General features: G+C 68.7%; 22 protein-coding genes. 16 read left to right on the top strand and 6 right to left on the bottom strand.

Going from position 1 to position 25,425, the window contains the following annotated elements:
• Positions 1-113: 113 nt before the first annotated feature.
• The 11 genes from AADV74_RS08620 to AADV74_RS08570 all read left to right on the top strand — a co-directional run bounded on the left by AADV74_RS08620 (position 114) and on the right by AADV74_RS08570 (position 11,694).
• Positions 114-1,226, top strand: coding sequence for a mannose-1-phosphate guanylyltransferase (locus tag AADV74_RS08620; protein WP_342113036.1), 1,113 nt, complete (start codon positions 114-116; stop codon positions 1,224-1,226).
• A gap of 39 nt (positions 1,227-1,265) precedes the next feature.
• A complete protein-coding gene (locus AADV74_RS08615; protein WP_342113035.1) occupies positions 1,266-2,333 on the top strand; it encodes a BMP family lipoprotein in 1,068 nt (355 codons plus the stop codon).
• A gap of 186 nt (positions 2,334-2,519) precedes the next feature.
• Positions 2,520-3,617: a BMP family lipoprotein gene (locus AADV74_RS08610; RefSeq protein WP_135121578.1), complete on the top strand. Its 1,098-nt coding sequence runs from the start codon at positions 2,520-2,522 to the stop codon at positions 3,615-3,617.
• A gap of 161 nt (positions 3,618-3,778) precedes the next feature.
• Complete coding sequence (locus AADV74_RS08605; RefSeq protein ID WP_342113034.1) at positions 3,779-5,299, top strand: ABC transporter ATP-binding protein; 1,521 nt, start codon at positions 3,779-3,781, stop codon at positions 5,297-5,299.
• A complete protein-coding gene (locus AADV74_RS08600) occupies positions 5,296-6,591 on the top strand; it encodes an ABC transporter permease (RefSeq protein WP_342113033.1) in 1,296 nt (431 codons plus the stop codon). The genes AADV74_RS08605 and AADV74_RS08600 overlap by 4 nt, the downstream gene beginning before the upstream one ends.
• Positions 6,592-6,623: 32 nt before the next feature.
• On the top strand, positions 6,624-7,886 hold the full coding sequence (locus AADV74_RS08595) for an ABC transporter permease (protein WP_342113123.1): 1,263 nt from the start codon (positions 6,624-6,626) through the stop codon (positions 7,884-7,886).
• Complete coding sequence (locus AADV74_RS08590; protein WP_342113032.1) at positions 7,883-8,305, top strand: cytidine deaminase; 423 nt, start codon at positions 7,883-7,885, stop codon at positions 8,303-8,305. The genes AADV74_RS08595 and AADV74_RS08590 overlap by 4 nt, the downstream gene beginning before the upstream one ends.
• A 100-nt stretch (positions 8,306-8,405) precedes the next feature.
• Positions 8,406-9,704, top strand: a complete 1,299-nt coding sequence (locus AADV74_RS08585) for a thymidine phosphorylase (RefSeq protein ID WP_342113031.1) — start codon at positions 8,406-8,408, stop codon at positions 9,702-9,704.
• Between the two features lie 120 nt (positions 9,705-9,824).
• Positions 9,825-10,940, top strand: coding sequence for an adenosine deaminase (locus tag AADV74_RS08580; RefSeq protein WP_342113122.1), 1,116 nt, complete (start codon positions 9,825-9,827; stop codon positions 10,938-10,940).
• Positions 10,941-10,981: 41 nt separating this feature from the next.
• On the top strand, positions 10,982-11,425 hold the full coding sequence (locus tag AADV74_RS08575; RefSeq protein ID WP_342113030.1) for a PTS sugar transporter subunit IIA: 444 nt from the start codon (positions 10,982-10,984) through the stop codon (positions 11,423-11,425).
• Positions 11,422-11,694, top strand: a complete 273-nt coding sequence (locus tag AADV74_RS08570; protein WP_342113029.1) for a PTS sugar transporter subunit IIB — start codon at positions 11,422-11,424, stop codon at positions 11,692-11,694. The genes AADV74_RS08575 and AADV74_RS08570 overlap by 4 nt, the downstream gene beginning before the upstream one ends.
• 10 nt (positions 11,695-11,704) lie before the next feature.
• Here AADV74_RS08570 and AADV74_RS08565 read toward each other — a convergent pair whose 3' ends face one another.
• On the bottom strand, positions 11,705-13,399 hold the full coding sequence (locus AADV74_RS08565) for a phospho-sugar mutase (protein ID WP_342113121.1): 1,695 nt from the start codon (positions 13,397-13,399) through the stop codon (positions 11,705-11,707).
• A gap of 8 nt (positions 13,400-13,407) precedes the next feature.
• Positions 13,408-14,241 (bottom strand): purine-nucleoside phosphorylase, encoded by an 834-nt coding sequence (locus AADV74_RS08560; protein ID WP_342113028.1) that lies wholly within the window; start codon positions 14,239-14,241, stop codon positions 13,408-13,410.
• A 157-nt stretch (positions 14,242-14,398) separates the two neighbouring features.
• Between AADV74_RS08560 and AADV74_RS08555 the strand changes: the two genes are divergently transcribed.
• Complete coding sequence (locus tag AADV74_RS08555) at positions 14,399-15,838, top strand: NAD(P)H-quinone dehydrogenase (protein WP_342113027.1); 1,440 nt, start codon at positions 14,399-14,401, stop codon at positions 15,836-15,838.
• Positions 15,839-15,965: 127 nt separating this feature from the next.
• Here AADV74_RS08555 and AADV74_RS08550 read toward each other — a convergent pair whose 3' ends face one another.
• Positions 15,966-17,732, bottom strand: a complete 1,767-nt coding sequence (locus AADV74_RS08550) for an acetyl/propionyl/methylcrotonyl-CoA carboxylase subunit alpha (protein ID WP_342113026.1) — start codon at positions 17,730-17,732, stop codon at positions 15,966-15,968.
• A gap of 100 nt (positions 17,733-17,832) precedes the next feature.
• Positions 17,833-18,480 carry a Maf family protein gene (locus tag AADV74_RS08545; protein ID WP_342113025.1) on the bottom strand — a complete coding sequence of 216 codons (648 nt, stop codon included), beginning with the start codon at positions 18,478-18,480 and terminating at the stop codon, positions 17,833-17,835.
• 37 nt (positions 18,481-18,517) lie between these two features.
• On the opposite strand from AADV74_RS08545, the gene AADV74_RS08540 reads away from it, so the two are divergent.
• From AADV74_RS08540 to AADV74_RS08525, 4 genes are read left to right on the top strand one after another with little or no spacing between them, the layout of a single operon-like run.
• Positions 18,518-19,876 carry a class I SAM-dependent RNA methyltransferase gene (locus AADV74_RS08540; RefSeq protein ID WP_342113024.1) on the top strand — a complete coding sequence of 453 codons (1,359 nt, stop codon included), beginning with the start codon at positions 18,518-18,520 and terminating at the stop codon, positions 19,874-19,876.
• 50 nt (positions 19,877-19,926) lie between these two features.
• Entirely contained in the window at positions 19,927-20,622 is a 696-nt protein-coding gene (locus tag AADV74_RS08535; protein ID WP_425287267.1) for a response regulator transcription factor, read from the top strand.
• Positions 20,619-21,941 carry a sensor histidine kinase gene (locus tag AADV74_RS08530; RefSeq protein ID WP_342113022.1) on the top strand — a complete coding sequence of 441 codons (1,323 nt, stop codon included), beginning with the start codon at positions 20,619-20,621 and terminating at the stop codon, positions 21,939-21,941. The genes AADV74_RS08535 and AADV74_RS08530 overlap by 4 nt, the downstream gene beginning before the upstream one ends.
• The gene (locus AADV74_RS08525; RefSeq protein WP_342113021.1) at positions 21,938-22,972 is read left to right on the top strand and encodes a hypothetical protein; all 1,035 of its coding nucleotides are present in this window, start codon (positions 21,938-21,940) and stop codon (positions 22,970-22,972) included. The genes AADV74_RS08530 and AADV74_RS08525 overlap by 4 nt, the downstream gene beginning before the upstream one ends.
• A gap of 611 nt (positions 22,973-23,583) precedes the next feature.
• On the opposite strand, the gene AADV74_RS08520 is transcribed toward AADV74_RS08525, so the two are convergent.
• On the bottom strand, positions 23,584-23,835 hold the full coding sequence (locus AADV74_RS08520) for an acyl-CoA carboxylase subunit epsilon (protein WP_342113020.1): 252 nt from the start codon (positions 23,833-23,835) through the stop codon (positions 23,584-23,586).
• Positions 23,835-25,406, bottom strand: coding sequence for an acyl-CoA carboxylase subunit beta (locus AADV74_RS08515; protein WP_342113120.1), 1,572 nt, complete (start codon positions 25,404-25,406; stop codon positions 23,835-23,837). Before AADV74_RS08515 ends, AADV74_RS08520 begins: the two co-directional genes overlap by 1 nt.
• Positions 25,407-25,425 lie beyond the last annotated feature (19 nt).

Here is a 25,425-nt window from a genome sequence, read left to right as displayed (position 1 = left end):
TCGCCCAGTTCCCGTAAGGGGAACCTAAGTATCTCGACGTCGAGAGACCGCTTCCGGGACCGCGACGGATGCCCACCCGCGGCCGCACCGAGGCGGCAGATAGTCTGTGCTGCATGACTGCTATCGAGCGCTTCTACAGCGTCATCCCGGCCGGCGGCATCGGTTCCCGGCTCTGGCCCCTCTCCCGCGCCGATGCGCCCAAGTTCCTCCACGACCTCACCGGGTCCGGGCAGACGCTGCTCCGCGACACCTGGGACAGGCTCGCTCCCATCTCGGGCACCGAGCGCATCATGGTGGTCACCGGCCGTGCCCACCGCGCAGCGGTCGAGGCCCAGCTGCCGGAGCTGGCCGACCACAACGTCGTGCTCGAGAGCGAGCCCCGCGACTCGTCGGCGGCGATCGGCCTGGCCGCTGCGATCCTGGCGTTGCGAGAACCCGACGTCATCATCGGGTCGTTCGCGGCCGACCACGTCATCAAGGGCACGGTTCTGTTCCGGCACGCCGTCCAGGAGGCTGCGGCCCTGGCTGACGCTGGCTACATCGCGACCATCGGCATCCGTCCCACCGAGCCGGCCATCGGATTCGGCTACATCCATACCGGGGGATCCCTCGAGGTCGCCGGAGCACCGTCGGCGAGCATCGTCGACTCCTTCGTGGAGAAGCCCGACCTGGAGACGGCCCAGCGCTACGTCGCCGGCGGCAAGCACCTCTGGAACGCGGGCATGTTCATCGCGCGGGCCGATCGCCTGCTCGAGGAGATCGCCCGCAACAAGCCGGAGCTGCACGCCGGACTCATCGAGCTGGCAGCCGCCTGGGACGATCCGGCCACTCGCGGGCCGGCCGTCGATCGCATCTGGCCGAAGCTCGAGAAGATCGCCATCGACTACTCCGTGGCCGAGCCGGCAGCAGCCGCCGGGCGGCTCGCCGTGGTGCCCGCCCAGTTCGACTGGGACGACGTCGGCGACTTCGCCTCGATCGCCAAGATCCACTCCGGTGGTCGCAAGCGCGACCTCGCCATCCTCGGCGCGGACGCCAGGGTGCTCGCCGATTCGTCGAGCGGCATCGTCGTGAGCCAGGGCGGCCGCACAATCGCCCTCATCGGCGTCGAGGACATCGTGGTGGTCGACACCCCCGACGCCCTCCTCGTCACCACGAGCGCGAACGCCCAGAAGGTCAAGTCCGTCGTCGACGCGCTCCGGCTCTCCGGCCGTGGCGACGTGCTCTGACGCGATCCGTTCCCCCACAGCCCCGAGAGGATCCCCATCATGGGAAACCGACTGCTCACAGCATCCGTCGTCGCCGTCATCTCAGTCGCAGCCCTCGTCGGCTGCGCAGATGCCCCGAGCTCGAACGGCGCATCGAGCGATGCCGCCGGTGACTACTGCGCTCGGATGGTGACGAACTCCGGCGGCCTCGAGGACCGGTCGTTCAACCAGTCCAGCTGGGCGGGCCTGCAGAAGGCGGAGAAGGATGCCGGCATCGAGGTGCAGGCCCTGGTCTCGACCGGGGAGACCGACCTCGCGCCGAACGTGCAGCAGGCCGTCGACTCGGGCTGCCAGTTCGTGCTCACCGTCGGCTACGAGCTGGCGGATGCCACGACCTCGGCAGCCGCCGCGAACCCCGACGTGCACTTCTCCATCGTCGACGAGGTCGTCGACGCACCCAACGTGAAGCCGGTCATCTTCGACACCGCCCAGGCCAGCTACCTCGCCGGGTACCTCGCAGCCGGCGTCTCGAAGACGGGCAAGGTCGCGACATTCGGCGGCGGCAACCAGCCGCCGGTGACCCTGTTCATGGACGGTTTCGTCGACGGCGTCGCTGCCTACAATGCCGCTCACGGCACGCAGGTGGTCGCGCTCGGCTGGGACAAGGTCAAGCAGGACGGCACCTTCACCGGCGACTTCGAGGACATCAACAAGGGCAAGACCCTCACCGAGAGCCTCATCGACCAGGGTGCAGACGTGATCCTGCCCGTCGCCGGCCAGGTCGGAGAGGGGTCGGCAGCCGCCGCGCTGGAGAACCCCGGCGTCTCGGTCATCTGGGTGGACAACGACGGCTTCGACACCCTGCCGGCGAAGTACCACCCCGTGCTCCTGACCAGCGTCCTGAAGAACACCGAGGACGCCGTGGCGCAGATCGTCACCGATGACGCAGCGGGCACCTTCGACCCCGCCCCGTTCATCGGCACCCTCGAGAACGGGGGAGTGGGCCTCGCCCCCTTCCACGACCTCGCCTCCTCGGTTCCGCAGGAACTGTCGGATGAGCTCGACGCGCTGAAGGCGAAGATCGTCGACGGGTCCGTCGTCGTCACGTCGCCGAGCACGCCGGAATAGTACGCCGGAGCCCCGTCTTCACGCAGTTTTGTTGCGAGTTCGTTTCGTCGGATGCGCCCCGGGTCGCAGATTCATAACCATTCGCGCGCGCACCCCTTTTGCTCTTTTGAGCAAGGAAATATTCGGTAACGTGATTGCACATCCCGGCCCATCCATCCCTGTGGGCCTGCAATCTTGGAGGTCATCTTGACGATCACTACCCGCAAGGCCGCCATCGGCGGACTTGCCGCGCTCAGCGCAGCGCTCCTGCTGGCCGGCTGCGCCTCGGCGCCCGAAGAAGGCGGAGAGTCGTCTGGTGGCGCAGCAGCATCCGACTTCGTGCCCTGCATGGTCTCCGACTCCGGTGGATTCGACGACAAGTCGTTCAACCAGCTCGGATCCGAGGGTCTCGAGAAGGCAGCCAAGGAGCTCGGCGTCGAGCCGATCAAGGTGCAGTCCGACGCTGAGACCGACTTCGCTCCCAACCTGACGAACCTCGTCGACCAGGGCTGCAACGTCATCGTCACGGTCGGCTTCGCGCTCTCGGCTGCCACCATCGAGTCGGCCACGGCCAACCCCGAGGTCGACTACACGATCATCGACGACGCGGCTGACGCCGACTTCGACGGCAAGGCAGACGCCGACAACATCAAGCCGATCCTGTTCGACACCGCCCAGGCGGCATTCCTCGCCGGCTATGCAGCAGCCGACTACTCGAAGACCGGCGTCGTCGGCACCTTCGGTGGAATGAACTTCCCGACAGTCTCCATCTTCATGGACGGCTTCAAGCAGGGCGTCGAGTACCACAACACCGAGAAGGGAACCGCAGTCAAGGTTCTCGGCTGGGACGGCACCGACGGCCTCTTCACCGGTGGCTTCGAGGCCAACGACACCGCTCGCCAGACGGCTCAGGGCCTCATCGACCAGAACGTCGACGTGCTCCTGCCCGTCGGTGGACCGATCTACCAGAGCGCTGCGGCCGCCATCAAGGACGCCGGTCGTGACATCGCCATGATCGGTGTCGACGCAGACTTCACCGTCACCGCGCCCGACGTGGCCGACCTCATGCTGACCTCGATCCTCAAGGGCATCGACGTCGGAACGTACGACGCCGTCCTCGCGGCCGGCAACGGCGAGTTCGACCCGACCCCGTTCGTCGGAACACTCGAGAACGAGGGCGTCGGCATCGCGCCGTTCCACTCCTTCGAGGACAAGGTCGCACCGACCCTCCAGGGTGAGCTCGACACGATCAAGGCCGGCATCATCGACGGCTCGATCCCCGTCAAGTCCTACCTCGCAGGCTAAGACAGTCTCCGACGGAAGGGGAGGCCGGCGAGAGCCGACCTCCCCTTCTGCATGCCGCGCTTCTGCGCAGCATCTGCAACATCTGAGCATCCGCCCCGAAGGTCTGCCCACCTTTGCGCACGCAGGGGCGCGGAATCACGTGAATAACTAGGATCGGGAGCATGAAGCTCGAACTTCGCGGCATCACGAAGACATTCGGTGCCCTGGTCGCCAATGACCACATCGATCTCACCGTCGAACCCGGGGAGATCCACTGTCTCCTCGGTGAGAACGGTGCAGGCAAGTCCACCCTCATGAACGTGCTCTACGGCCTGTATCAGGCCGACGGCGGCGAGATCCTCCTCGACGACGCCGTGCAGCACTTCGCGGGTCCAGGCGACGCCATGGCGGCCGGAATCGGCATGGTGCACCAGCACTTCATGCTCATCCCGGTCTTCACGGTGGCTGAGAACGTCATGCTCGGGCACGAGCAGACCCGCGCCGGCGGCCTGCTCGACCTTCCCGCCGCACGCGCCAAGGTGAAGGAGATCTCCGAGCGCTTCGGGTTCGACGTCGATCCCGATGCCCTCGTCGATGAGCTCCCCGTCGGTGTGCAGCAGCGCGTCGAGATCATCAAGGCGCTCTCCCGCGACGCCCGCGTGCTCGTCTTCGACGAGCCGACGGCCGTGCTCACCCCGCAGGAGACCGATGAGCTGATGCAGATCATGCGGCAGCTCCGCGACGCCGGAACCGCCATCGTCTTCATCACCCACAAGCTGCGCGAGGTGCGCGAGGTCGCCGACCGCATCACGGTCATGCGGCTCGGCAAGGTCGTCGGCGAGGCCCAGCCCACGGCGACGAACGCCGAGCTCGCCTCGCTCATGGTCGGCCGCGCCGTCGAGCTGACGGTGCACAAGGAGGAGCCCACCCTCGGCGAGGAGGCCCTCGTCGTCGAGAACCTCACCGTCGTCGACCACATCGGCCAGCTGGTCGTGAACGACGTGAGCTTCTCGGTTCGCCGCGGCGAGATCCTCGCCATCGCCGGCGTGCAGGGCAACGGCCAGACCGAGCTCACGGAGGCTCTCGTCGGGCTGCAGCCGCGCGTCACCGGCCGCATCAGCCTCGACGGTCGAGAGCTGACGGGTGCGAGCGTCAGGAAGATCCTCGACGCCGGTGTCGGGTTCGTTCCCGAGGACCGCAACGAGGACGGCCTGGTCGGTGAGTTCACCATCGCCGAGAACCTCATGCTCGACAGGTCGACGGGTAAGCCCTTCGTCAGGGCCGCGACGTTGCAGCTCGGTTATCGCGCCGATTTCGCCAGGGAGAAGGTCGCCGAGTTCGATGTGCGCACGCCGAGCATCGAGACCAAGGTGGGCCGTCTCTCCGGTGGCAACCAGCAGAAGGTCGTGCTCGCCCGTGAGCTGAGTCGTGACCTCACGCTCTTCGTCGCAGCCCAGCCGACGCGTGGCGTCGACGTCGGATCGATCGAGTTCATCCACAAGCGCATCGTCGAGACGCGCGACTCCGGTGTTCCCGTGATCGTCGTGTCGACCGAGCTCGACGAGGTCGCAGCCCTCGCCGATCGCATCATGGTCATGTACCGCGGCCGCATCGTCGGCATCGTGCCGGGCAACACACCCCGCGATGTCCTCGGCCTCATGATGGCCGGAGAGGCCCCGACCTCAGAAGGAGTCGCCGCATGAGCGACGAGAACCCTCAGAAGCCCGCCGCGCCGGCTCCGGCATCCGTCGCCCCCGACAGGGCCACCACCGAGGCCATCGAGCCGCCGTCGCGCTGGACCGTGGCGCTGCGCGAGATCGCCACGGGCAACGCCATCATCTCGGTGCTCGCCGTGCTGCTCGCCCTGCTCGTGGGCGCCATCATGATCGCCTTCACCGACGAGAACGTGCAGAAGACGGCCGTCTACTTCTTCGCCCGTCCCGGTGACACCGTCGTGGCCGTCTGGCAGTCGGTGTCCGGAGCGTACTCCGCGCTGTTCCAGGGGTCGATCTACAACTTCCGCCGGCCCGGATTCGAGGCCGGCATCAAGCCGCTCACCGAGACGCTCACCTTCGCCACGCCGCTGATCGCAGCCGGCCTCGGCGTCGGTCTCGCGTTCCGGGTCGGCATGTTCAACATCGGCGGGCGTGGCCAGATGCTCATCGCGGCATCCGTCGCCGGCTGGGTCGGCTTCGGCTGGGACCTGCCGTGGGGCATCCACATGATCGTCGCGGTTCTCGCCGGCATGCTCGGCGGCGCCCTGTGGGCCGGTATCGCGGGTCTCCTGAAGGCACGCACCGGAGCCCACGAGGTGATCGTGACGATCATGCTCAACTACATCGCCTACTACCTGGTGTCGTGGATGCTGCGCACCCCCGGCCTGCTGCAGGCTCCGGGCTCGAGCAACCCGAAGACCCCGGCGATCAAGGAGACGGCCGTCTTCATCAAGATCCTCGGACCGCAGTACAACCTGCATTTCGGCTTCCTCCTCGCGATCGTCGCGACGATCATCGTCTGGTGGATCCTCAACCGCTCCAACCTCGGCTTCCAGTTCAAGGCCGTCGGTGAGAACCCGAACGCCGCCCGCGTCGCCGGCATCAACGTGAAGTCGATGTACGTCTACGCGATGCTCATCTCCGGTGCGCTCGTCGGTCTCGCGGGGGTCGCCCAGGTGCTCGGCACGGTCACGACGGGCTTCAGCTCGGGCATCGACGCCGGCATCGGCTTCGACGCGATCACCGTGGCCCTGCTCGGCCGCTCGACCCCGTGGGGCATCTTCGTCGCCGGCATCCTGTTCGGCGCATTCAAGGCCGGTGGATTCTCGATGCAGGCGGCGGAGGGCGTCCCCGTCGAGATCGTGCTCGTCGTGCAGTCGCTCATCGTGCTCTTCATCGCGGCACCGCCGCTGGTGCGTGCGATCTTCCGCCTGCCGTCGCCCGGTTCGCGACAGAAACGAACAGTTCCCAACGTCACGAAGGAGGTGGCGGCGAAGTGAGCACCACCACCGAGAACACCGCACCAGCACCGATGCCGGCTCCGGTCGTCGTGCTCGCCAAGACAGTCATCACCAGCTGGAAGGCGCCGGTCGCGTTCCTCGTCTTCACCCTGGCCATGTTCGCGCTGGCCATCTTCGGCGCCCGTCCCGGTGACACCACGTTCAGGCTGTCGAGCCCGGCGGATGCCATCCAGCTCCCCGAGGTCGTCGTGCCATCGGCTCCCACCGTGTGGGTCGTCGCCATCCTCCTCGCCGTGGTGACCATCGTGAGTGCCGCCATGGTGCGCGCGCAGAGAAGGGTCCCGCTCTGGCTCATCGTGATCTTCGCCGTGCTGTTCATGTTCGGCTTCCTCACCTGGGCCGCCACCGGTTCATCGCTGCCGATGATCGGGCTGCTGTTCGGCTCGCTCAGCCTCGCGGTTCCCCTCATCTACGGCTCCCTGGCCGGTGTCATCGGTGAGCGCGTCGGCGTCGTCAACATCGCCATCGAGAGCCAGCTCCTCGCCGGAGCCTTCACTGCCGCTGTCGTGGCGTCGGTCACCGGTAACCTCTGGCTGGGAGTCATCGCAGCGATGGTCGCCGGTGTGCTGGTGGCCATGGTGCTCGCCGTGTTCGCGATCAGGTACCTCGTCGACCAGGTCATCGTCGGTGTCGTGCTCAACGTGCTCGTCGTCGGCCTCACCAGCTTCTTCTACTCGCAGGTGCTGGTGCCGAACGCCGCCGTGCTGAACGCCCCGCCGCGCTTCGAGCGCCTGCCGATCCCGCTGCTCGGCGACATCCCGATCATCGGACCGGTGCTGTTCAAGCAGACGATCATCGTCTACATCATGTACGTGGCCGTCGCGGCCGTGTACGTCGGGCTGTTCCACACCAAGTGGGGCCTCCGCCTCCGCGCCGTGGGCGAGCACCCCCAGGCCGCAGACACCGTCGGCATCAAGGTCAACAAGACCCGGTTCTGGAACGTCGCGCTGGCCGGTGCCATCGCCGGCCTCGGCGGAACGTTCTTCACCATCGGAACCGGCATCGCCTTCAACAAGGAGATGACGGCCGGAGCCGGCTACATCGCCCTCGCCGCCGTGATCTTCGGCCAGTGGGACCCCATCAAGGCCACACTCGCCGCCCTGCTGTTCGGCTTCGCGTCGAACCTGCAGAACACCCTCAGCGTGATCGGATCGCCGGTTCCGAGCGAGTTCATGCTCATGCTTCCGTACGTCGTCACGATCTTCGCCGTGGCCGGCCTCGTCGGAAAAGTGAGACCGCCGGCGGCATCAGGAAAGCCATACGTGAAATCATGACCGAGCCAACAGCATCCGTTCCCGAGATCGACTGGGCAGCCCTGCGCACCGCCGCGATCGAGGCCATGGGCAAGGCCTACGTGCCCTACTCGGAGTTCCCCGTCGGCGCCGCCGCCCTCGTCGACGACGGCCGCATCGTGTCGGGCTGCAACGTGGAGAACGCCTCATACGGTGTCACGCTGTGCGCCGAGTGCACCCTGGTCTCCGGCCTGTTCATGTCGGGCGGCGGCAGGCTCGTCGCCTTCGCCTGCGTCGACGGCAACGGCGACACCCTCATGCCATGCGGCCGCTGCCGCCAGCTGCTCTACGAGCACTCCACCGAGGGCATGCTGCTCGAGACCGTCTCGGGCATCCGCACCATCGACGAGGTGCTGCCGGATGCCTTCGGCCCGCGCCAGCTCGCCGAGTACCGGGGCTGAGAGCCCCTCCGACGGGAGCCGCACGCCGACGACCGACCTGATGCCGAGCATCACGGCAGGGTGTGCAGCAGCGATTCCACGCAACTGAAAGAAGGACCCCATGGCCGTTGAAGCCTTCGACGTCGTCGACCTCATCCGCACCAAGCGCGACCACGGAACGCTGTCGACAGCTCAGATCGACTGGCTGATCGACGCGTACACCCGCGGCTACGTCGCCGACGAGCAGATGTCGGCCATGACCATGGCCATCTTCCTCAACGGCATGAGCCGCACCGAGATCCGCGACATGACCATGGCCATGATCGCCAGCGGCGAGCGGATGAGCTTCGACGCCCTTCCGATGCCGACGACGGACAAGCACTCCACCGGCGGCGTCGGCGACAAGATCACCCTGCCGCTCATGCCCCTCGTCGCCGTGTTCGGTGTCGCCGTGCCGCAGCTCTCCGGGCGCGGCCTCGGGCACACCGGCGGAACCCTCGACAAGCTCGAGTCGATCCCGGGCTGGCGCGCCAACCTCACCAACGAGGAGATGTTCATCCAGCTGCGCGACCACGGCGGCGTCATCTCCGCTGCCGGCAGCGGCCTCGCCCCTGCCGACGGCAAGCTCTACGCGCTACGCGACATCACCGGCACCGTCGAGGCCATCCCGCTCATCGCATCGTCGATCATGTCGAAGAAGATCGCCGAGGGCACCGGAGCGCTCGTGCTCGACGTGAAGTTCGGCTCAGGTGCGTTCCTCAAGGACATCGAGCGCTCTCGGGAGCTCGCCCGCACCATGGTGGAGCTGGGGGAGGATGCCGGAGTGGCGACATCCGCCCTGCTGACCAACATGAACGTGCCGCTCGGCCTCGCCATCGGCAACGCCAACGAGGTACGCGAGAGCGTCGAGGTGCTCGCCGGCGGCGGGCCGGCCGACATCGTCGAGCTGACAGTGGCCCTGGCCAGGGAGATGCTCGCCCTCGTCGGCCAGACCGACGTCGACGTCGAGGCCGCGCTGCACGACGGCAGGGCCATGGACAAGTGGCGCGACGTGATCCGTGCGCAGGGTGGGGATCCGGATGCCGCCCTGCCCGTCGCCAGAGAGACCCACACCGTCGTCGCCGACCGCGACGGCGTGCTCGTCGAGCAGCAGGCGCTGCCGTTCGGCATCGGCGCCTGGCGTCTGGGCGCCGGACGCGCCCGCAAGCAGGACCCCGTGCAGCACGCCGCCGGAATCGACCTGCACGCCAAGCCCGGCGACGTCGTGACCGCCGGCCAGCCGCTCTTCACGCTGTCGGCCGACGAGCCCGAGCGCTTCGCCCGTGCCCTCGAGGCCGTCGAGGGCGCCTGGCGCATCGGCGACGTCGGTGAGGCCGTGCAGGACGGCGGCCCGCTGATCGCCGAGCGCATCGGGCGCTGAGGCGCTCTCCCGCTCGCTGAGGCCCGCGCAGCGCGCTGTCGAAGCGGACCCGGCCGACGCGCAACAAATCAGCGCCCACGGCTGCCCGGTCGCACCGGTAGATTTGAGGACGTGAACACGATTCCGACGGACTACCTGTTGCCTGGCGGTGGCACGAGCATCAACTCGCTGCCCAAGGTCTCCCTGCACGACCACCTCGACGGCGGACTGCGCCCTCAGACGATCATCGAACTGGCCGATGCCATCGGCCTCGACGTGCCCGAGACCGATTCCGCGGCGCTGGCGACCTGGTTCGCCGACCAGGCCGACTCCGGGTCCCTCGTGGAGTACCTCAAGACATTCGACGTCACGACTGCCGTCATGCAGACCACTGAGGGCCTCGAGAGGGTCGCTCGCGAGTTCGTGCAGGACCTGGCTGCCGACGGCGTCATCTACGGCGAGATCCGCTGGGCTCCCGAGCAGCACCTCGCTCGCGGCCTCACCCTCGATCAGGCCGTCGAAGCCGTGCAGGCCGGCATCGAGGCAGGCATCGACGACGTGGCCTCGGGCACGGGCAACGGCATCCGCATCGGACAGCTCGTCACGGCCATGCGCCACGCGAACCGCGGCCTCGAGATCGCCGAGCTGGCCGTGCGCCACCGCGACCGCGGAGTCGCCGGGTTCGACATCGCCGGGGCGGAGCTGGGCTTCCCGGCCCGCAACCACCTCAGCGCCTTCGATTACCTCGCCAAGGAGTTCCTGCCCGTCACCGTGCACGCCGGCGAAGCCGACGGCATCGACAGCATCCGCGGGGCGCTCTTCGACGGACGAGCGCTGCGCCTCGGCCACGGCGTGCGTCTCGCCGAGGACATCTCGATCGAGCGCGAGGACGACGACAACACCTACGTGACCCTCGGCCCCGTCGCCCAGTGGGTGCGCGACCGTGAGATCGCCCTCGAGCTGTCGCCGTCCTCCAACCTGCAGACCGGCGCCATCGCGGTCTGGGGCGACGAGCTCGTCGACCACCCGTTCGACCTGCTCTACCAGCTCGACTTCCGGGTGACCGTCAACACCGACAACCGCCTCATGAGCAGCACCACCATCAGCCGCGAACTCGCGCTGCTGGCGGATGCATTCTCCTACGACCTCGACGACTTCGAGGTCTTCCAGCTCAATGCCGCCTCCGCCGCGTTCCTCCCCCTCGAGGACCGCGACGAGCTCATCGAGCAGATCAGTGCGGGATTCGACGCGGCCTGACCCGCGACCTCCGCAGTCCCCGAACGACAGAAGGCCCCACCGTGCTGCCCCCACTGCAAGAGAGTGCCATCAGGCTCGGTGCCGCCGCGACGGACTGGCAGGACGCCGTGCGCATCTGCGGCGCTGCGCTCCGTGACTCCGGGGCGACGACGGATGCCTACACCGAGCGCATGATCGGCGTCATCGAGGAGTTCGGCGCCTACGTCGTCATCGCGCCGGGCTTCGCCCTCGCCCATGCCCGACCGGGCAGCGACGTGATGACCGATGGTCTGGCCGTCGTCACCCTCGCCGAGCCCGTGCGCTTCGGGCACCCGCACAACGACCCCGTGAGCGTCATCATCGGGCTCGCGGTGACCACCACGGACGAGCACGTCGGGGCCGTCGCGACGCTGGCGAACGTCTTCAACGACGGCGCGGTCATCCCCGCGCTGGCCGCCGCCGGCGACGACGAGACCGTCCGGAGACTGCTGGGGTACACACCATGAAGATCGTCGCCATCTGCGGTGCCGGAATCGGCACCTCCGCCATCCTCAAGCTCAATGCCGAACGTGCGCTCGAACGGATTGGAGTCGAGGCACAGGTCTCGGCGACCGACGTCGCCAGCGTCGGAGTCGCCGCATCCGATGCCCAGGTGATCCTCACCTCACCCGAGCTCGTCAAGCACATCGGCGCGACCAACGCCGACATCGTGGTGATCGACAACTACTTCGATCTCGACGAGATCACGACGAAGCTCGAGATCGCGGTCGGGTAGCTGCCGCCCTCTAGCCGACCAGCTCCCGCATGCCGGCATCGAGGGCGGCGACCGATGCCGCGGCCGTGGCCGTGCGCTCGGCCACGCCGCCCTCGTCGCTCGAGGAGTCGATGTAGACCTTGAGCTTCGGCTCGGTGCCGCTCGGGCGCACCATGATGCGCGAGCCGTCCGTCAACTGGATGCGCAGCACGTCGCTCGGCGGCAGGCCGCCGAAGCCGTCGGCCAGGTCTTCGATCCGGTCGACACGGATGCCGCCGATCTGCGATGGCGGTTGGTCGCGGAGTCGCTGCATGGTGCTGGCGATGCGCGCGAGATCCGTCACGCGGATGGAGATCTGCGACGAGGCGAAGGCGCCGAAGGTCTCGGTGAATGCCGCGAGGTGGTCGGCGACGGTGCGACCATCGGCCTTCAGCTCGCTCGCGAGCGACAGGAACGCGACCGCTGCCGAGATGCCGTCCTTGTCGCGCACGTCGTCGGGGTTCACGAGGTAGCCGAGTGCCTCCTCGAAGCCGAACACGAGGCCGGGTGCACGGGAGATCCACTTGAAGCCGGTGAGCGTGTTCGAGAAGTGCAGGCCGTAGTGGCGGGCGATGGCGGCGAGTCCGGGGGAGGAGACGATCGAGCAGGCGAGGGTGCCGTCGCCGGGCGCACGGCCGGCAGCATTGCGTTCAGCGGCCCACCAGCCGAGCAGCAGCCCGACCTCGTTGCCGGAGAGACGCCGGTACCCGCCGTCGGCTGCGGCATCCGGGATCGCGATGGCGAGACGGTCGGCGTCGGGATCGTTGGCGATCACGAGCTCCGCCTGCTGTGCTCGGGCCTCGTCTGTCGCCAGGTCCATGGCGCCCGGCTCCTCGGGGTTGGGGAATGCGACCGTCGGGAAGGCGGCGTCTGGTTCGATCTGCGCACGCACGACATGCGGCTCGTCGAATCCGGCGGCCGAGACAGCGCGGGCGAAGGTCTCCCAGCCGACACCGTGCATGGCCGTGTAGACGACGTTCACCTGGGCACGGGGCGCTGGGGCGATCGCCGCTGTGGCGTCGACATAGGCGTCGATGACGGACTCGTCCGCGGTCTCGAACCCGGCGCGGGGCAACTCGAGCACACTCGAGCCGGCAGCGACCAGGAGGATCTCCTCGGCGATCTCGACATCGGCGGGCGAGACGATCTGCGAGCCCCTGTCGCGGCCGCCGAGGTAGACCTTGTAGCCGTTGTCGTTCGGCGGGTTGTGCGAGGCCGTGACCATGACGCCGGCGTCGGCGTGGAGGTGGCGCACGGCGTAGGCCAGCACGGGCGTGGGCAGCAGGCGGGGCAGCAGGATGGCCCGGATGCCGGCACCGGCCATGATCTCGGCGGTGTCGGTGGCGAACACCTGCGAGTTCCTGCGGCCGTCGTAGCCGATGACGACGCTCGGCGCCTCTCCGATGGTCGCGTGGTTCACCAGGAAGCGGGCGAGGCCGGCGGCGGCCTGCGACACCAGTACGCGGTTCATGCGGTTCGAACCGGCGGCGATCTCGCCGCGGAGGCCGGCAGTGCCGAAGGCGAGCCGCACGTCGAAGCGGGCATGGAGCTCGGTGACGGCATCCGTCGACCCGGCTTCCGCCTCGTCGATCAGGGTGCGAAGCTCGGCCCGGGTCTCGGCGTCGGGGTCCTGTGCGAGCCAGGCGCGGGCCTGGTCGAGAACGTGGGCTGCGGCATCCGTCGTCATGGCGTCGTTCACAGGGCGTTCGCGATGCGGGCGAGCAGGGCGCTGATGACGGCCTCGGCGTTCTGACCGGCCTCGATGACCTCGGCGTGACTGAGGGGTGTCTTCTGGATGCCTGCTGCGAGGTTGGTGATCAGGCTCATGCCGAGGATCTCCATGCCGGCCTGGCGGGCGGCGATGGCCTCGAGCGCGGTCGACATGCCCACGATGTGGCCGCCGATGGTCTTGGCCATCTGCACCTCGGCCGGCGTCTCGTAGTGCGGGCCGCGGAACTGGCAGTACACGCCCTCGTCGAGACCCGGGTCGATCGTGCGGGCGAGGTCGCGCAGGCGTCGCGAGTAGAGGTCGGTGAGGTCGATGAAGGTCGCGCCCTCGAGGGGCGAGTCCGCCGTCAGGTTGATGTGGTCGCTGATCAGAACGGGTGTGCCGGGCGTCCAGTGCTCGCGGATGCCGCCGGCACCGTTGGTGAGGATCATCGTGGAGGCGCCGGTCGCCGCAGCTGTGCGCACGCTGTGCACGACCCTGCGCACTCCGTGGCCCTCGTAGTAGTGGGTGCGCGCTCCGATCACGAGGGCGTGCTTGCCGTTCGGCAGCGCGATCGACCGCAGCATGCCGCCGTGGCCCTCGAGGGCCGGCTTGCTGAAGCCGCTGATCTCGTGCGCCGGGATCACGGCCGTGGTCTCGCCGATGAGATCGGCGGCCTTTCCCCATCCGCTGCCGAGGGTGAGGGCGATGTCGTGGCGTTCGACGCCTGTGCGCTCTGCGATCTGCTCCGCGGCCTGCCTGGCGACCTCGAACGGGTCGGTTCCGGGCTCGTCGAGGGGATTCGTCGTCGAAGTCGTCATCCGTCCACTCTAGAGCCGGTGCCCATGCGCGACCCACCCGGTTGACGGCGAGCGGATGCCGTCACTCAGGATGCGGGGAAGCGGCGGCATCCGCTGCTCATCCGCGCGAACGCTCAGCGGATCTTGAGGTTCTCGTGCATCTGCGAGAATGGAAGGCATGGCCCACGAGTTCGAGACCACCCAGCGGATCGCAATCCTCGGTGGAGGGCCCGGCGGTTACGACGCCGCCCTCGCTGCGGCCCAGCTGGGAGCCGAGGTCACCCTCGTCGAGCGCATGGGAGTCGGCGGATCGGCCGTGCTGACCGACGTCGTGCCGTCGAAGTCGCTCATCGCGACGGCGGAGGCGTCGAACGCCATCAAGGAGGCCGCCGATCTCGGCGTGCAGTTCTACGCTCGCGGTGAGTCCGGCAAGCCACTCCGCCCCGAGGTCGCCATCAACCTGGCCGCCGTCAACAAGCGCCTGCTGCGGCTCGCCCGACAGCAGTCGGAGGACATGACCGCCAACCTCGAGAAGGCCGGAGTGCGCCTGGTGCAGGGCGAGGGACGCCTCGACGGAGCCGGAGCCATCATCGTCTCGACGGCCCTCGGCGACGAGGGCACGGACTTCGATCGCATCGAGGCCGACACCATCATCATCTCGGTGGGAGCAACCCCTCGCATCCTCGACTCGGCCGTGCCCGACGGCGAGCGGATCTTCACCTGGACGCAGCTCTACAACCTGAAGAGCGTTCCGGAGCACCTCATCGTGGTCGGCTCCGGTGTCACCGGCGCCGAGTTCGCCTCGGCCTACCGCGCCCTCGGCAGCGAGGTCACGCTCATCTCGAGTCGCGACCAGGTGCTGCCGGGCGAGGACGCCGACGCCGCCCGCGTGCTCGAGAACGCCTTCCGCCGCAACGGCATGACGGTGCTCTCCAAGTCCCGCGCCGACAAGGTCGAGCGCACGGCGACGGGCGTGAAGGCGACGTTGTCCGACGGCCGGGTCGTCGAGGGCTCGCACGCCCTCATGGCCGTCGGCTCGATCCCGAACACGGCGGGCATCGGCCTCGAGGCCGCCGGCGTGCAGATGACGCCGAGCGGGCACATCCGGGTGAACCGGGTGGCGCGCACCTCGGTGCCGAACATCTACGCCGCCGGCGACTGCACCACGTTCACACCGCTCGCCTCCGTCGCCTCGATGCAGGGGCGAACCGCGGTGTTCCACGCCATGGGCGACATCGTCAACCCGCCCGAGGAACGCAACATCACCTCGAACATCTTCACCCAGCCGGAGATCGCCACCGTGGGGTGGACGCAGAAGCAGATCGAGGACGGCATCGCGCAGGGCGAGATCTACAAGCTGCCCCTCGCCACGAACCCCCGCGCCAAGATGATGGGCATCAAGGAGGGCTTCGTGAAGATCTTCGCGCGCACGGGCTCCGGCACCGTCATCGGCGGCGTGATCGTGGCGCCGAAGGCCAGCGAACTCATCCTCCCGGTGGCGCTCGCCGTCGTGCACAGGCTCACGGTCGACCAGGTCTCCGAGGCCTTCCCCGTGTACCCGTCGCTGTCGGGATCCATCTCGGATGCCGCACGCGCGATGCACATCGTCAACAGCTAGGGAGAGATCGCGGTCCGCCGATGCGCTTCGGGCGGTCGCTTCGCTCGGCCCTCGGCGAGCGAGGGTCGGGACGCAGTCCGCTGAGGGCGGGACGAATCCCGCGGTCGAAGCGCGCTGAATGCCGGAACTAGTCCGCGATGCTGAGCAACAGGTGGCCGGACGCGACCGTCGAACCGACGGCGGCGTTCAGGTTCTCGATGCGGCCGTCCTTGTGCGCCGTCAACGGCTGCTCCATCTTCATGGCCTCGAGCACGATGATGAGGTCTCCCTTGACGACCTGATCGCCTTCGGCGACGGCCAGCTTCACGATCGTCGCCTGCATGGGCGCCTTCACGGAGTCGCCTGTCGACGTGCTGACGGAGTGGTGCGTCGCACGGCGGCGCGGCGCGGGTCCACCGGTCTTCTCCGCCGAGGAGCTCGGCAGCAGCCGCACGGGGAGGCTCACCTCGATGCGGCGTCCATCGACCTCGAGGGTCACCGTGTTGCGCTGCTCCGGGGCGGCCGGAGTCTCGGCCTCTCCGCTCCACGCCTCGATGGTGTTCTCGAAATCGGTCTCGATCCAGCGCGTGTAGATGGAGAACGGCTCGCCGTTCTCGGGTGCGAAGGCCGGATCCCGCACGATCGCCCGGTGGAATGGCAGCACCGTCGGCAGGCCGGCGACCTCGAACTCGTCGAGCGCGCGGCGGGCGCGGTCGAGCGCCTCCTCGCGGTCGGAGCCTGTCACGATGAGCTTGGCGAGCAGGGAGTCGAACGATCCGCTGATCACGTCGCCCGCCTGGATTCCGGTGTCGACACGGATGCCGGGGCCGCTCGCGGGGCGGAACACGTGCACGGGTCCCGGAGCCGGCATGAACCCTCGACCGGCGTCCTCGCCGTTGATGCGGAACTCGAAGGAGTGGCCGCGCGGAGCCGGGTCGTCGTAATCGAGGATGCCGCCCTCGGCGATGCGGAACTGCTCGCGCACGAGGTCGATGCCCGTCACCTCTTCCGAGACGGGGTGCTCCACCTGCAGGCGGGTGTTCACCTCGAGGAAGGAGACAGTGCCGTCCTTGCCGATGAGGAACTCGCACGTGCCGGCGCCGAGGTAGCCGACCTCCTTGAGGATGGCCTTCGACGCGCGGTACAGCTCGGTGTTCTGCTCCTCGGTCAGGAACGGCGCCGGTGCCTCCTCGACGAGCTTCTGGTGGCGGCGCTGCAGCGAGCAGTCGCGGGTCGAGACGACGACGACGTTCCCCTCGGCATCCGCGAGGCACTGGGTCTCGACGTGACGGGGCTCGTCGAGGTACTTCTCCACGAAGCACTCTCCGCGACCGAAGGCCGTGATGGCCTCGCGGGTGGCGGAGTCGAAGAGCTCGGGGATCTCCTCGCGGGTGCGGGCGACCTTGAGGCCGCGGCCGCCGCCGCCGTAGGCCGCCTTGATGGCCACGGGCAGTCCGTGCACGTCGACGAAGTCGAGCACCTCGGAGGCGTCGGAGACGGGGTTGAGTGTGCCGGGGGCGAGCGGGGCGCCCACCTTCTCGGCCACGTGACGGGCAGACACCTTGTCGCCGAGACGCTCGATGGCGTCGGGCGACGGGCCGATCCAGACGAGGCCGGCGTCGATGACGGCGCGGGCGAAGTCGGCGTTCTCGGCGAGGAAGCCGTAGCCGGGGTGCACGGCGTCGGCTCCGGACCGGCGGGCGATCGAGAGCAGCTTGTCGATGACGAGGTAGGTGTCGGCGCTCGTGGTTCCGTCGAGCCCGTAGGACTCATCGGCGAGACGGGAGTGCAGGGCGTCGCGGTCCTGGTCGGCGTAGACGGCGACGGAGCTGATGCCGCTGTCGCGGGCAGCCCTGATGACGCGGACGGCGATTTCGCCCCGGTTGGCGATGAGGACCTTGGAGATGCGCGTCATGATTCACCAGCCTATTGCCGTGCCACGCATCCCTTTTAGGCGTCTCCTCCAAAAATGCGGTCCGACCGCTTCGGAAAGGTACAACACAAGGAACGGTCTGTCAGGAGCGGGGGCGGTTCCAGAGGGACGGCCAGCCGACGCCGAGTTCGCGCACGAGGTCGCGCAGAGTCGAGAGCGACAGGCCGATCACCGTGCTCGGGTCGCCATCGACGGAACGGATGAACGGACCCCCGAGGCTGTCGATCGTGAAGGCGCCGGCCACCTCGAGCGGCTCCCCGCTGGCGACGTACGCGTCGATCTCGTGCTCGTCGACCTCGGCGAAGGTGACTCGCGCCGATGCGACGGCGCCGACGGCGGCATCCGCTCGCCCACCGCGGTGGTCGATCAACCAGTGGCCGGAGAACAGCTCGCCGCCGCGCCCGCTCTGTCGCCGCCAGCGTTCCCGGGCGACGTCGGGGCGGTGAGGCTTTCCGTAGATGGATCCGTCGAAGAGGAAGGCGGAGTCGCCGCCGAGGATGAGACCGTCGATCGGCTCCCCGTCGACCAGCGCGCCGACGACGGCCTCGGCCTTCGCCCTGGCGAGGAGCTCGACCATCTCCGCCGCGGGAAGCGTCGCACCCTGCGCCTCCTCGACGGAGGCGACCAACGCCTCCTCGTCGACGTCGGGGGAGATGGTGACGGGCTCGATGCCCGCCGCGCGGAGGGTAGCGAGTCTGGCGGGGGAGGTGGAGGCGAGGTAGAGGCGCATGATGCTTTCGTGCAGAGTCGTGTGGAATGCTCGGACGATGGCCCAGAAGAGAAACCGCACCCCGTCCGCCGAGCTCTCCGGGCGCCGCGACGGGGTCCGGTCATCGGCGGGGCCGAAGGCGGGAACCGGGGCGGGAACCACCGTCGAGCTCGACGTCACCAACGTAGCCCACGGCGGTGTCTTCGTCGCCAGGCATGAGGGGCGCGTGGTCTTCGTGAGCGACACCCTGCCCGGTGAGCGCGTTCTCGCCCACGTGAGCGATGACGCACACGCGAGTTTCTGGCGTGCCGAGACCATCGGCGTCCTCACCGCAGCCCCCGAACGTCGTGACCACGTCTGGCCGGAGTCCTCCGTCGACAGGGCGCCAGGGGAGAGAGCTGGAGGCGCCGAGTTCGGTCACATCGATCAGAGCTTCCAGCGCGAGCTCAAGCGTCGCGTTCTCACGGATGCCTTCGCGCGGATGGCGAAGATCGACACCGACGTCGAGGTCGAGGCCATTCCCACTGCTCCGGATGCCGGCCCCGACGCCGCATCCACAGGAACGGGCTGGCGCACCCGGGTGCGCCTGCAGGTGGCGCCAGACGGCCGCGTCGGCCCGTTCGCCGCACGCTCCCACCACGTCGTGCCCGTGACGTCGCTGCCCCTCGCCACAGCTGCGGTCGAGGCCATCGCGCCGCTCACGCAGCGCTTCCCTGGTGCTGCCCACGTCGACCTCATCGCGCCCAGCGATGCCGTCGCCCGCATCGTGGTCTCCGAGAACGATCGCCGCGGCAGGCCGAAGGCGCCGCCGCACGCCGTCGTGCACGAGATCGTCGGGGAGCGTCGCTTCAGGCTCGAGGCCGGTGGATTCTGGCAGGTGCACGCCCGTGCGGCCGAGACGCTCAGCCGCGCTGTGCAGGAGACCATCGACGGTGACGAGTTCGACCCTCGGGCTGCGAACCTCGACCTCTACGGCGGGGTCGGCCTGCTCGCGGCAGCCGTCGGCGACCGCTTCGGCTCCACCGTGCGCATCACGACGGTCGAGAGCGACGCGCGCGCCACCGACCACGCCGCCGAGAACCTCTCAGAATGGCTGGGCGCCGCGGCCGTCACTTCCCGCGTCGACAGATTCCTGCGGGAGCTCGCCGAGGCTCCGGCAGCGGAGCGACGTCGGCTCGAGGGTGCGACAGTGGTGCTCGATCCTCCGCGGTCGGGTGCCGGGCGCGACGTCGTCGACTCGCTGGTCGACCTGCGGCCGCGTCAGCTCGTCTACGTCGCCTGCGATCCCGTCGCCCTCGCCCGAGATGCCGGCCTGCTCCGTGAGCGCGGCTACGAGCTGCAGGCTCTGCGCGCCTTCGACCTGTTCCCGAACACTCACCATGTCGAAGCCGTGGCGCGCTTCGTGCGCGCGTCCTGACGGCGGGCCGACGCCGTAGTCTGGGATGACGCGGCAGAGGTGTCGCGTCAATGGAGGGAACGCACGTGACGGAGTCGAATGCGGGTGCGGCAGGTGCCATCCAGGTGGCCATCGTCGATGACCACGAGTCGGTGGTCCTCGGACTGAAGGCGGCCTGCGAGGCTGCGGGCTACGACGTCATCTACACGACGGCGCGAGCCCAGGACCTCATCGACAACGTGCTGGGCCGGCCATGCGACGTTGTGGTGCTCGACCTCTCGCTCGGCGACGGGTCGAGCGTGACGGACAACGTGAAGGCCGCTCAGGCGACCGGGGCCGCCGTGCTGGTGCACTCCATCGCCGACCGCGTCGCCAGCGTTCGGGAGGCCCTCGCCGCCGGTGCGGCCGGAGTGATCCCCAAGTCGGCTCCGACGGCCATGGTGCTCGCAGCCATCGCCACGGTGGCGCGGGGCGAGGTGCTCAACAACCTCGAGTGGGCGTCGGCCATCGATGCCGACGCCGACTTCGGCAAGGCCCAGCTGGGACGCCGCGAACGCGACGTGCTGCACCTGTACGCGTCCGGCCTCCCGCTCAAGACCGTCGCCATGCAGCTGGGCATCGCCCACTCGACGGCCAGAGAGTACCTCGACCGCGTGCGGGTGAAGTACGTCGAGGTCGGGCGCCCTGCCCCGACCAAGGTGGACCTGCTGCGCCGGGCCGTCGAGGACGGCATCCTGCCGGGCCTCGAACAGGACTCGGCTGGATGACGACGGTCCCGTCACCTCGCACGACCGAGCGGGGTGAACGCCTGCGCAGTGCTCTGCCTACGACGTCGGAGCCACGTGCGGCGCTGAGCGCCCGCCGCATCAACGTCGCACTCGCGCGGGCGACGGCCTTCTTCGGCCTGGTCTTCGTCGTGCAGACGGTCCCGGTGATGCTGCAGCAGCTGCCCGAGCTCATCGCGCCCTGGTCGTACATCGTCGGTGCCACTGTGTTCGGCTCCCTGATCGCCGTCGCGGTCTCCGCGTGGGTGAACCGCGCCCACCGCCTGGTCTTCGGTCTCTTCGCGATCGTCTACCTGGTGGCCGTGCTGGTCTGGCCCCTCACCGTAGGAGACCCGGCCGACTTCGCCGAGAACACGCCGTGGATCTGGTACCTGGTGACAGTGGCGACGACCAACGCCGCCATAGCCTTCAGGCTGCCCGTCGCCATCCTCTACACGATCCTCACTCCGCTCGCCTACGGCATCATCAGGGTGTCGCCGGCCGGCGGTGACGTCGGATTCACTCGGGCCAGCCTCGACACGGTCTACGCCATCCTGCTCAGCTCGGCCGCCCTGATCATCTTCACCTCCTTGCGGCAGGCCGCAGAGGCCGTCGACGATGCTCAGGCCGGGGCGCTGGCCAAGTATGCGGAGGCCGTCCGCCAACACGCCACCGACGTCGAGCGGGTACAGGTCGATGCCATCGTGCACGACAGCGTGCTCACCACGCTGCTCTCGGCTGCCAACGCAGACAGGCCGGAGCAGAAGGTTCTCGCCGCCCGCATGGCGCGTACGGCGCTCAAGCATCTCGAGGTCGCAGCGGATCCGCCCGTCGACGACGAGCGCGACGTCCCCCTCGATCGGCTGGCCCGCCGCATCCGGTCATCGGCATCGGAGTTCTCGACACCGTTCGTCATCCGCGCGACGCATGTCGCCGGTCGCGGGGTGCCCGTCCAGGCGGCGGAGGCGTTGCACTCGGCATCGGTCCAGGCGATGGTGAACAGCATGCAGCACGCGGGCGGCGCGGCGAGTCTCGTGCGTCGCAGGCTCACCGTCACGGGTCTGACAGACGGATGCCGCATCACGGTCAGCGACACAGGCAGGGGCTTCGACGCCGCAGGCATTCCGCAGGAACGCCTGGGCATCAGGGTGTCGATCATCGAGCGGATGCTGAGCGTCGGCGGCACCGCCAGCATCGAGTCGTCTCCCGGCGCGGGCACCACCGTCACCCTGCAATGGCCGGCGGATGCGGAGACGGATGCGATCTCGGCCGGGACCGACCCTGATCGCGCCTCGGTCGAGCCGACCGGAGCCGGCGCATGATCACCATTCCGCGCGGGCTCATCGTCGGCCTCGCCGCCGTGTTCTCGGCGTACCACGTCGTCTTGGCCATCACCTCGCTCGGGGTGCCGGACTCCCCGGTCGCCCCGATCATCGCGATCTGCCTGTACGTGCTCGCGACGGTCTTCAGCCTGTGGCCGTCCCGTCCTGGTCGGATGCCGCTCTGGGTGGCCGCCTTCGATCTCGCCGCGAGCATCGCCATGCCGCTGCTCGTCTGCTCGACCCTCGATGCGACGGCCGACAACGGCTACGCCACCTGGTACGTCGCGGCCATCGGAACCCTCATGACGATCACGGCCGTGCGCGGCCGGTTGGTCGTCGCCTGGGCCGGCGTGGGCTTCCTCGTGCTCCAGACGCTCGCCTGGGCCGGCCCGGCCGCGCTCGGCTTCATCGGTGTCATCGGCAGCGTGGTCTGGGTGGGTGTCGCCCACTTCGGTGCCCGTGCGCTGTCGAGGGCATCTCGCGAGGCGCGCTCCTACAGCCTCGCCGAGCGGGAGGCCGCCGACTGGCAGGCGGCCCAGGACGCCCACCTGCATGAGCGGCAGGTGCGGCTGGCGACGACGGATCGGATGGCCGCCCCCATGCTGCGCCGCATCGTCGAGACCGACGGCGACCTGAGCGATGCCGAACGCCTCGAGTGCCGCCAGCTGGAGGCGGCCATCCGCGACGAGATCCGCGGGCGGATGCTGCTCGACGACGGAGTGCGCGCGGCGGTGCGCGACGCCAGGCAGCGCGGGGCGAGCGTGACCCTGCTCGACGAGGGCGGCATCGACGACCTCGACGACGACGACCGCAGGCGCACCCTGAGCACCCTCCGAGACGCCATCGTGGGAACCGACGCCGATCGCATCATCGTGCGGACGGTCTCGGATGATGAGGTCGCGGTGACCGTCGTCGGTCTTCGCGGTGGCGACCAGCGCACTGCAGCCCTCGGCGACGGCGGATCCGGTGTCGCTGTCGACGACGATGACGACGGCGAAGAGGTCGATCTCTGGCTCGAGATCCCGCGCTGAGCTCCCAGTCTGGTCGGCGTGCTGGGGGTCCCGGCCTGGCCGGTCTGCTGGGGGTATGACGATGGGGAGCCGGTCCTGTTGGTGACGGCGCATCCCGCTCCCGGCCTGGCCGGTCTGCTGGGGGTATGACGAAGGGGAGCCGGTCCTGTTGGTGACGGCGCATCCGGCTCCCGGCCTGGCCGGTCTGTCGGGGGTATGACGATGGGGAGCCGGTCCTGTTGGCGACGGCGCATCCCGCTCCCGGCCTGGCCGGTCTGCTGGGGGTCCCGGCCTGGCCGGTCTGCTGGGGGTATGACGAAGGGGAGCCGGTCTGAGACCCGCTCCCCTTCGTGTATCCGAGTCGCGGCGATAACCCGAATATCGCCCTGACTCGTCCCTACCGCGGCCTACTGAAACAGCTGGCCTGCGGTGGGCGGTGGCCCCTTGCGGGGCTACCTTCGAGATCTAGTGTGACTCACCGGCAACATCAATAACAGTCATCATTTCGGGGGACACGGATGAGGACCCTCGGTGAAAGCGTCTTCGTGCACGCCGCGAGGCAGCACCAGCCCCCAGAACGGGTGATGGAGGACTGCTGGACGGCAGGGGTACAGCGGCGCCTGTCGGGCTGCTCAGCCGCTGAAGCCGCGCCACTGGCCGGAGCCCGGCGTGAGCGGCTGGCGCAGCGCGCGCTGAGAGCGCTGCCAGGCGTTCTGACCGGCGGACGGAGCCGTCGTGGCCCCGGCCGACTCCTCGGCCAGCATCGCCGACAGCACGGCGGTGACGGCCGCGGCCTCCTCGTCGGTCACCCCCTGGGTGATGAAGGTGATGCCGGTCAGCGCCTGCGCGTCGTCCGGCCGATCGGTTGCAGCGTGCCTGCCCATCAGAGCGGGATGTTCCCGTGCTTCTTGGCCGGGAGACTGGCGCGCTTGGTGCGGAGGGCCCGCAGCGCCTTCGTGACGGAGACGCGGGTGGCAGCAGGCTCGATGATGCCGTCGAGCTCTCCGCGCTCGGCTGCCAGGAACGGGCTGGCCACGTTGTAGGTGTACTCGTTGGCGAGCTTGGTGCGCACGGCCGCCACGTCCTCTCCTGCCTCCTCCGCCCGCTTGATCTCACCTCGGTAGAGGATGTTGACCGCGCCCTGGCCTCCCATGACGGCGATCTCAGCCGTCGGCCACGCGAGGTTGATGTCGGCGCCGAGCTGCTTGGAGCCCATCACGATGTAGGCGCCGCCGTAGGCCTTCCGCAGGATCACCGTGACCAGGGGCACCGTCGCCTCGGCGTAGGCGTAGAGCAGCTTCGCTCCGCGGCGGATGACGCCGGTCCATTCCTGATCGGTTCCCGGCAGGTATCCGGGAACATCGACGAGGGTGACGATCGGGATGGAGAACGCGTCGCAGAACCTCACGAATCGGCTCGCCTTCTCCCCGGCGTCGATGTTGAGGGTTCCGGCCATGGCGTTGGGCTGGTTGGCGATGATGCCGACGGAGCGACCCTCGACCCGGCCGAAGCCGATGACGATGTTGGGCGCGAACAGCGGCTGCACCTCGAGGAAGTCGCCGTTGTCGACGACGCCCTCGATGACGCTCTGCACGTCGTACGGCTGGTTGGGGGAGTCCGGGATGACGGTGTTCAGGCGGCGGTCGGCATCCGTGATCTCCAACTCGGTGTCGCTGTCGTAGACGGGCAGCTCGGCGAGGTTGTTGTCGGGAAGGAAGCCGAGCAGGCTGCGGGCGTAGTCGAGGGCGTCGGACTCGTCGCTGGCCAGGTAGTGGGCGACGCCCGACACCTTGTTGTGGGTGAGCGCGCCGCCGAGCTCCTCCATGCCGACGTCCTCGCCGGTGACGGTCTTGATGACGTCGGGGCCGGTGACGAACATCTGGCTGGACTTGTCGACCATGATGACGAAGTCGGTGAGGGCGGGGGAGTAGACGGCACCGCCAGCAGCCGGGCCGCAGATGATCGAGATCTGCGGGATGACGCCGGAGGCGCGGGTGTTGAGGCGGAAGATCTCGCCGTACTTGCCGAGGGCGACGACGCCCTCCTGAATGCGGGCTCCGCCGGAGTCGAGGATGCCGATGATGGGCACGCCGGTCTTGAGGGCGAGTTCCATCACCTTGATGATCTTCTCGCCAGCCACCTCGCCGAGGGATCCGCCGAAGACTGTGAAGTCCTGCGAGTAGACGGCCACCTGGCGGCCGTGGATGGTGCCGACACCGGTGACCACTGAATCGCCGTACGGCTTCTTCGCGTCCATCCCGAATGCGTGGGTGCGGTGACGAACGTACTCGTCGAGCTCGACGAAGCTGCCGGCGTCGAGGAGCTCGTTGATGCGCTCGCGCGCCGTCATCTTGCCCTTCGCGTGCTGCTTGGCGATGGCGGCCTCGCCGCTCGCCGTCACGGCCTCGTGGAAGCGGTTCTTGAGGTCGGCGAGCTTGCCTGCCGTCGTCGTCATGTCGGGGGCCTGCGCAGCA

It is taken from the genome of Leifsonia stereocauli, assembly GCF_038432415.1.
In the GTDB taxonomy this organism is placed as follows: Bacteria; Actinomycetota; Actinomycetes; order Actinomycetales; family Microbacteriaceae; genus Orlajensenia; species Orlajensenia stereocauli.
This window is presented reverse-complemented; position numbering and strand designations above follow the sequence as displayed.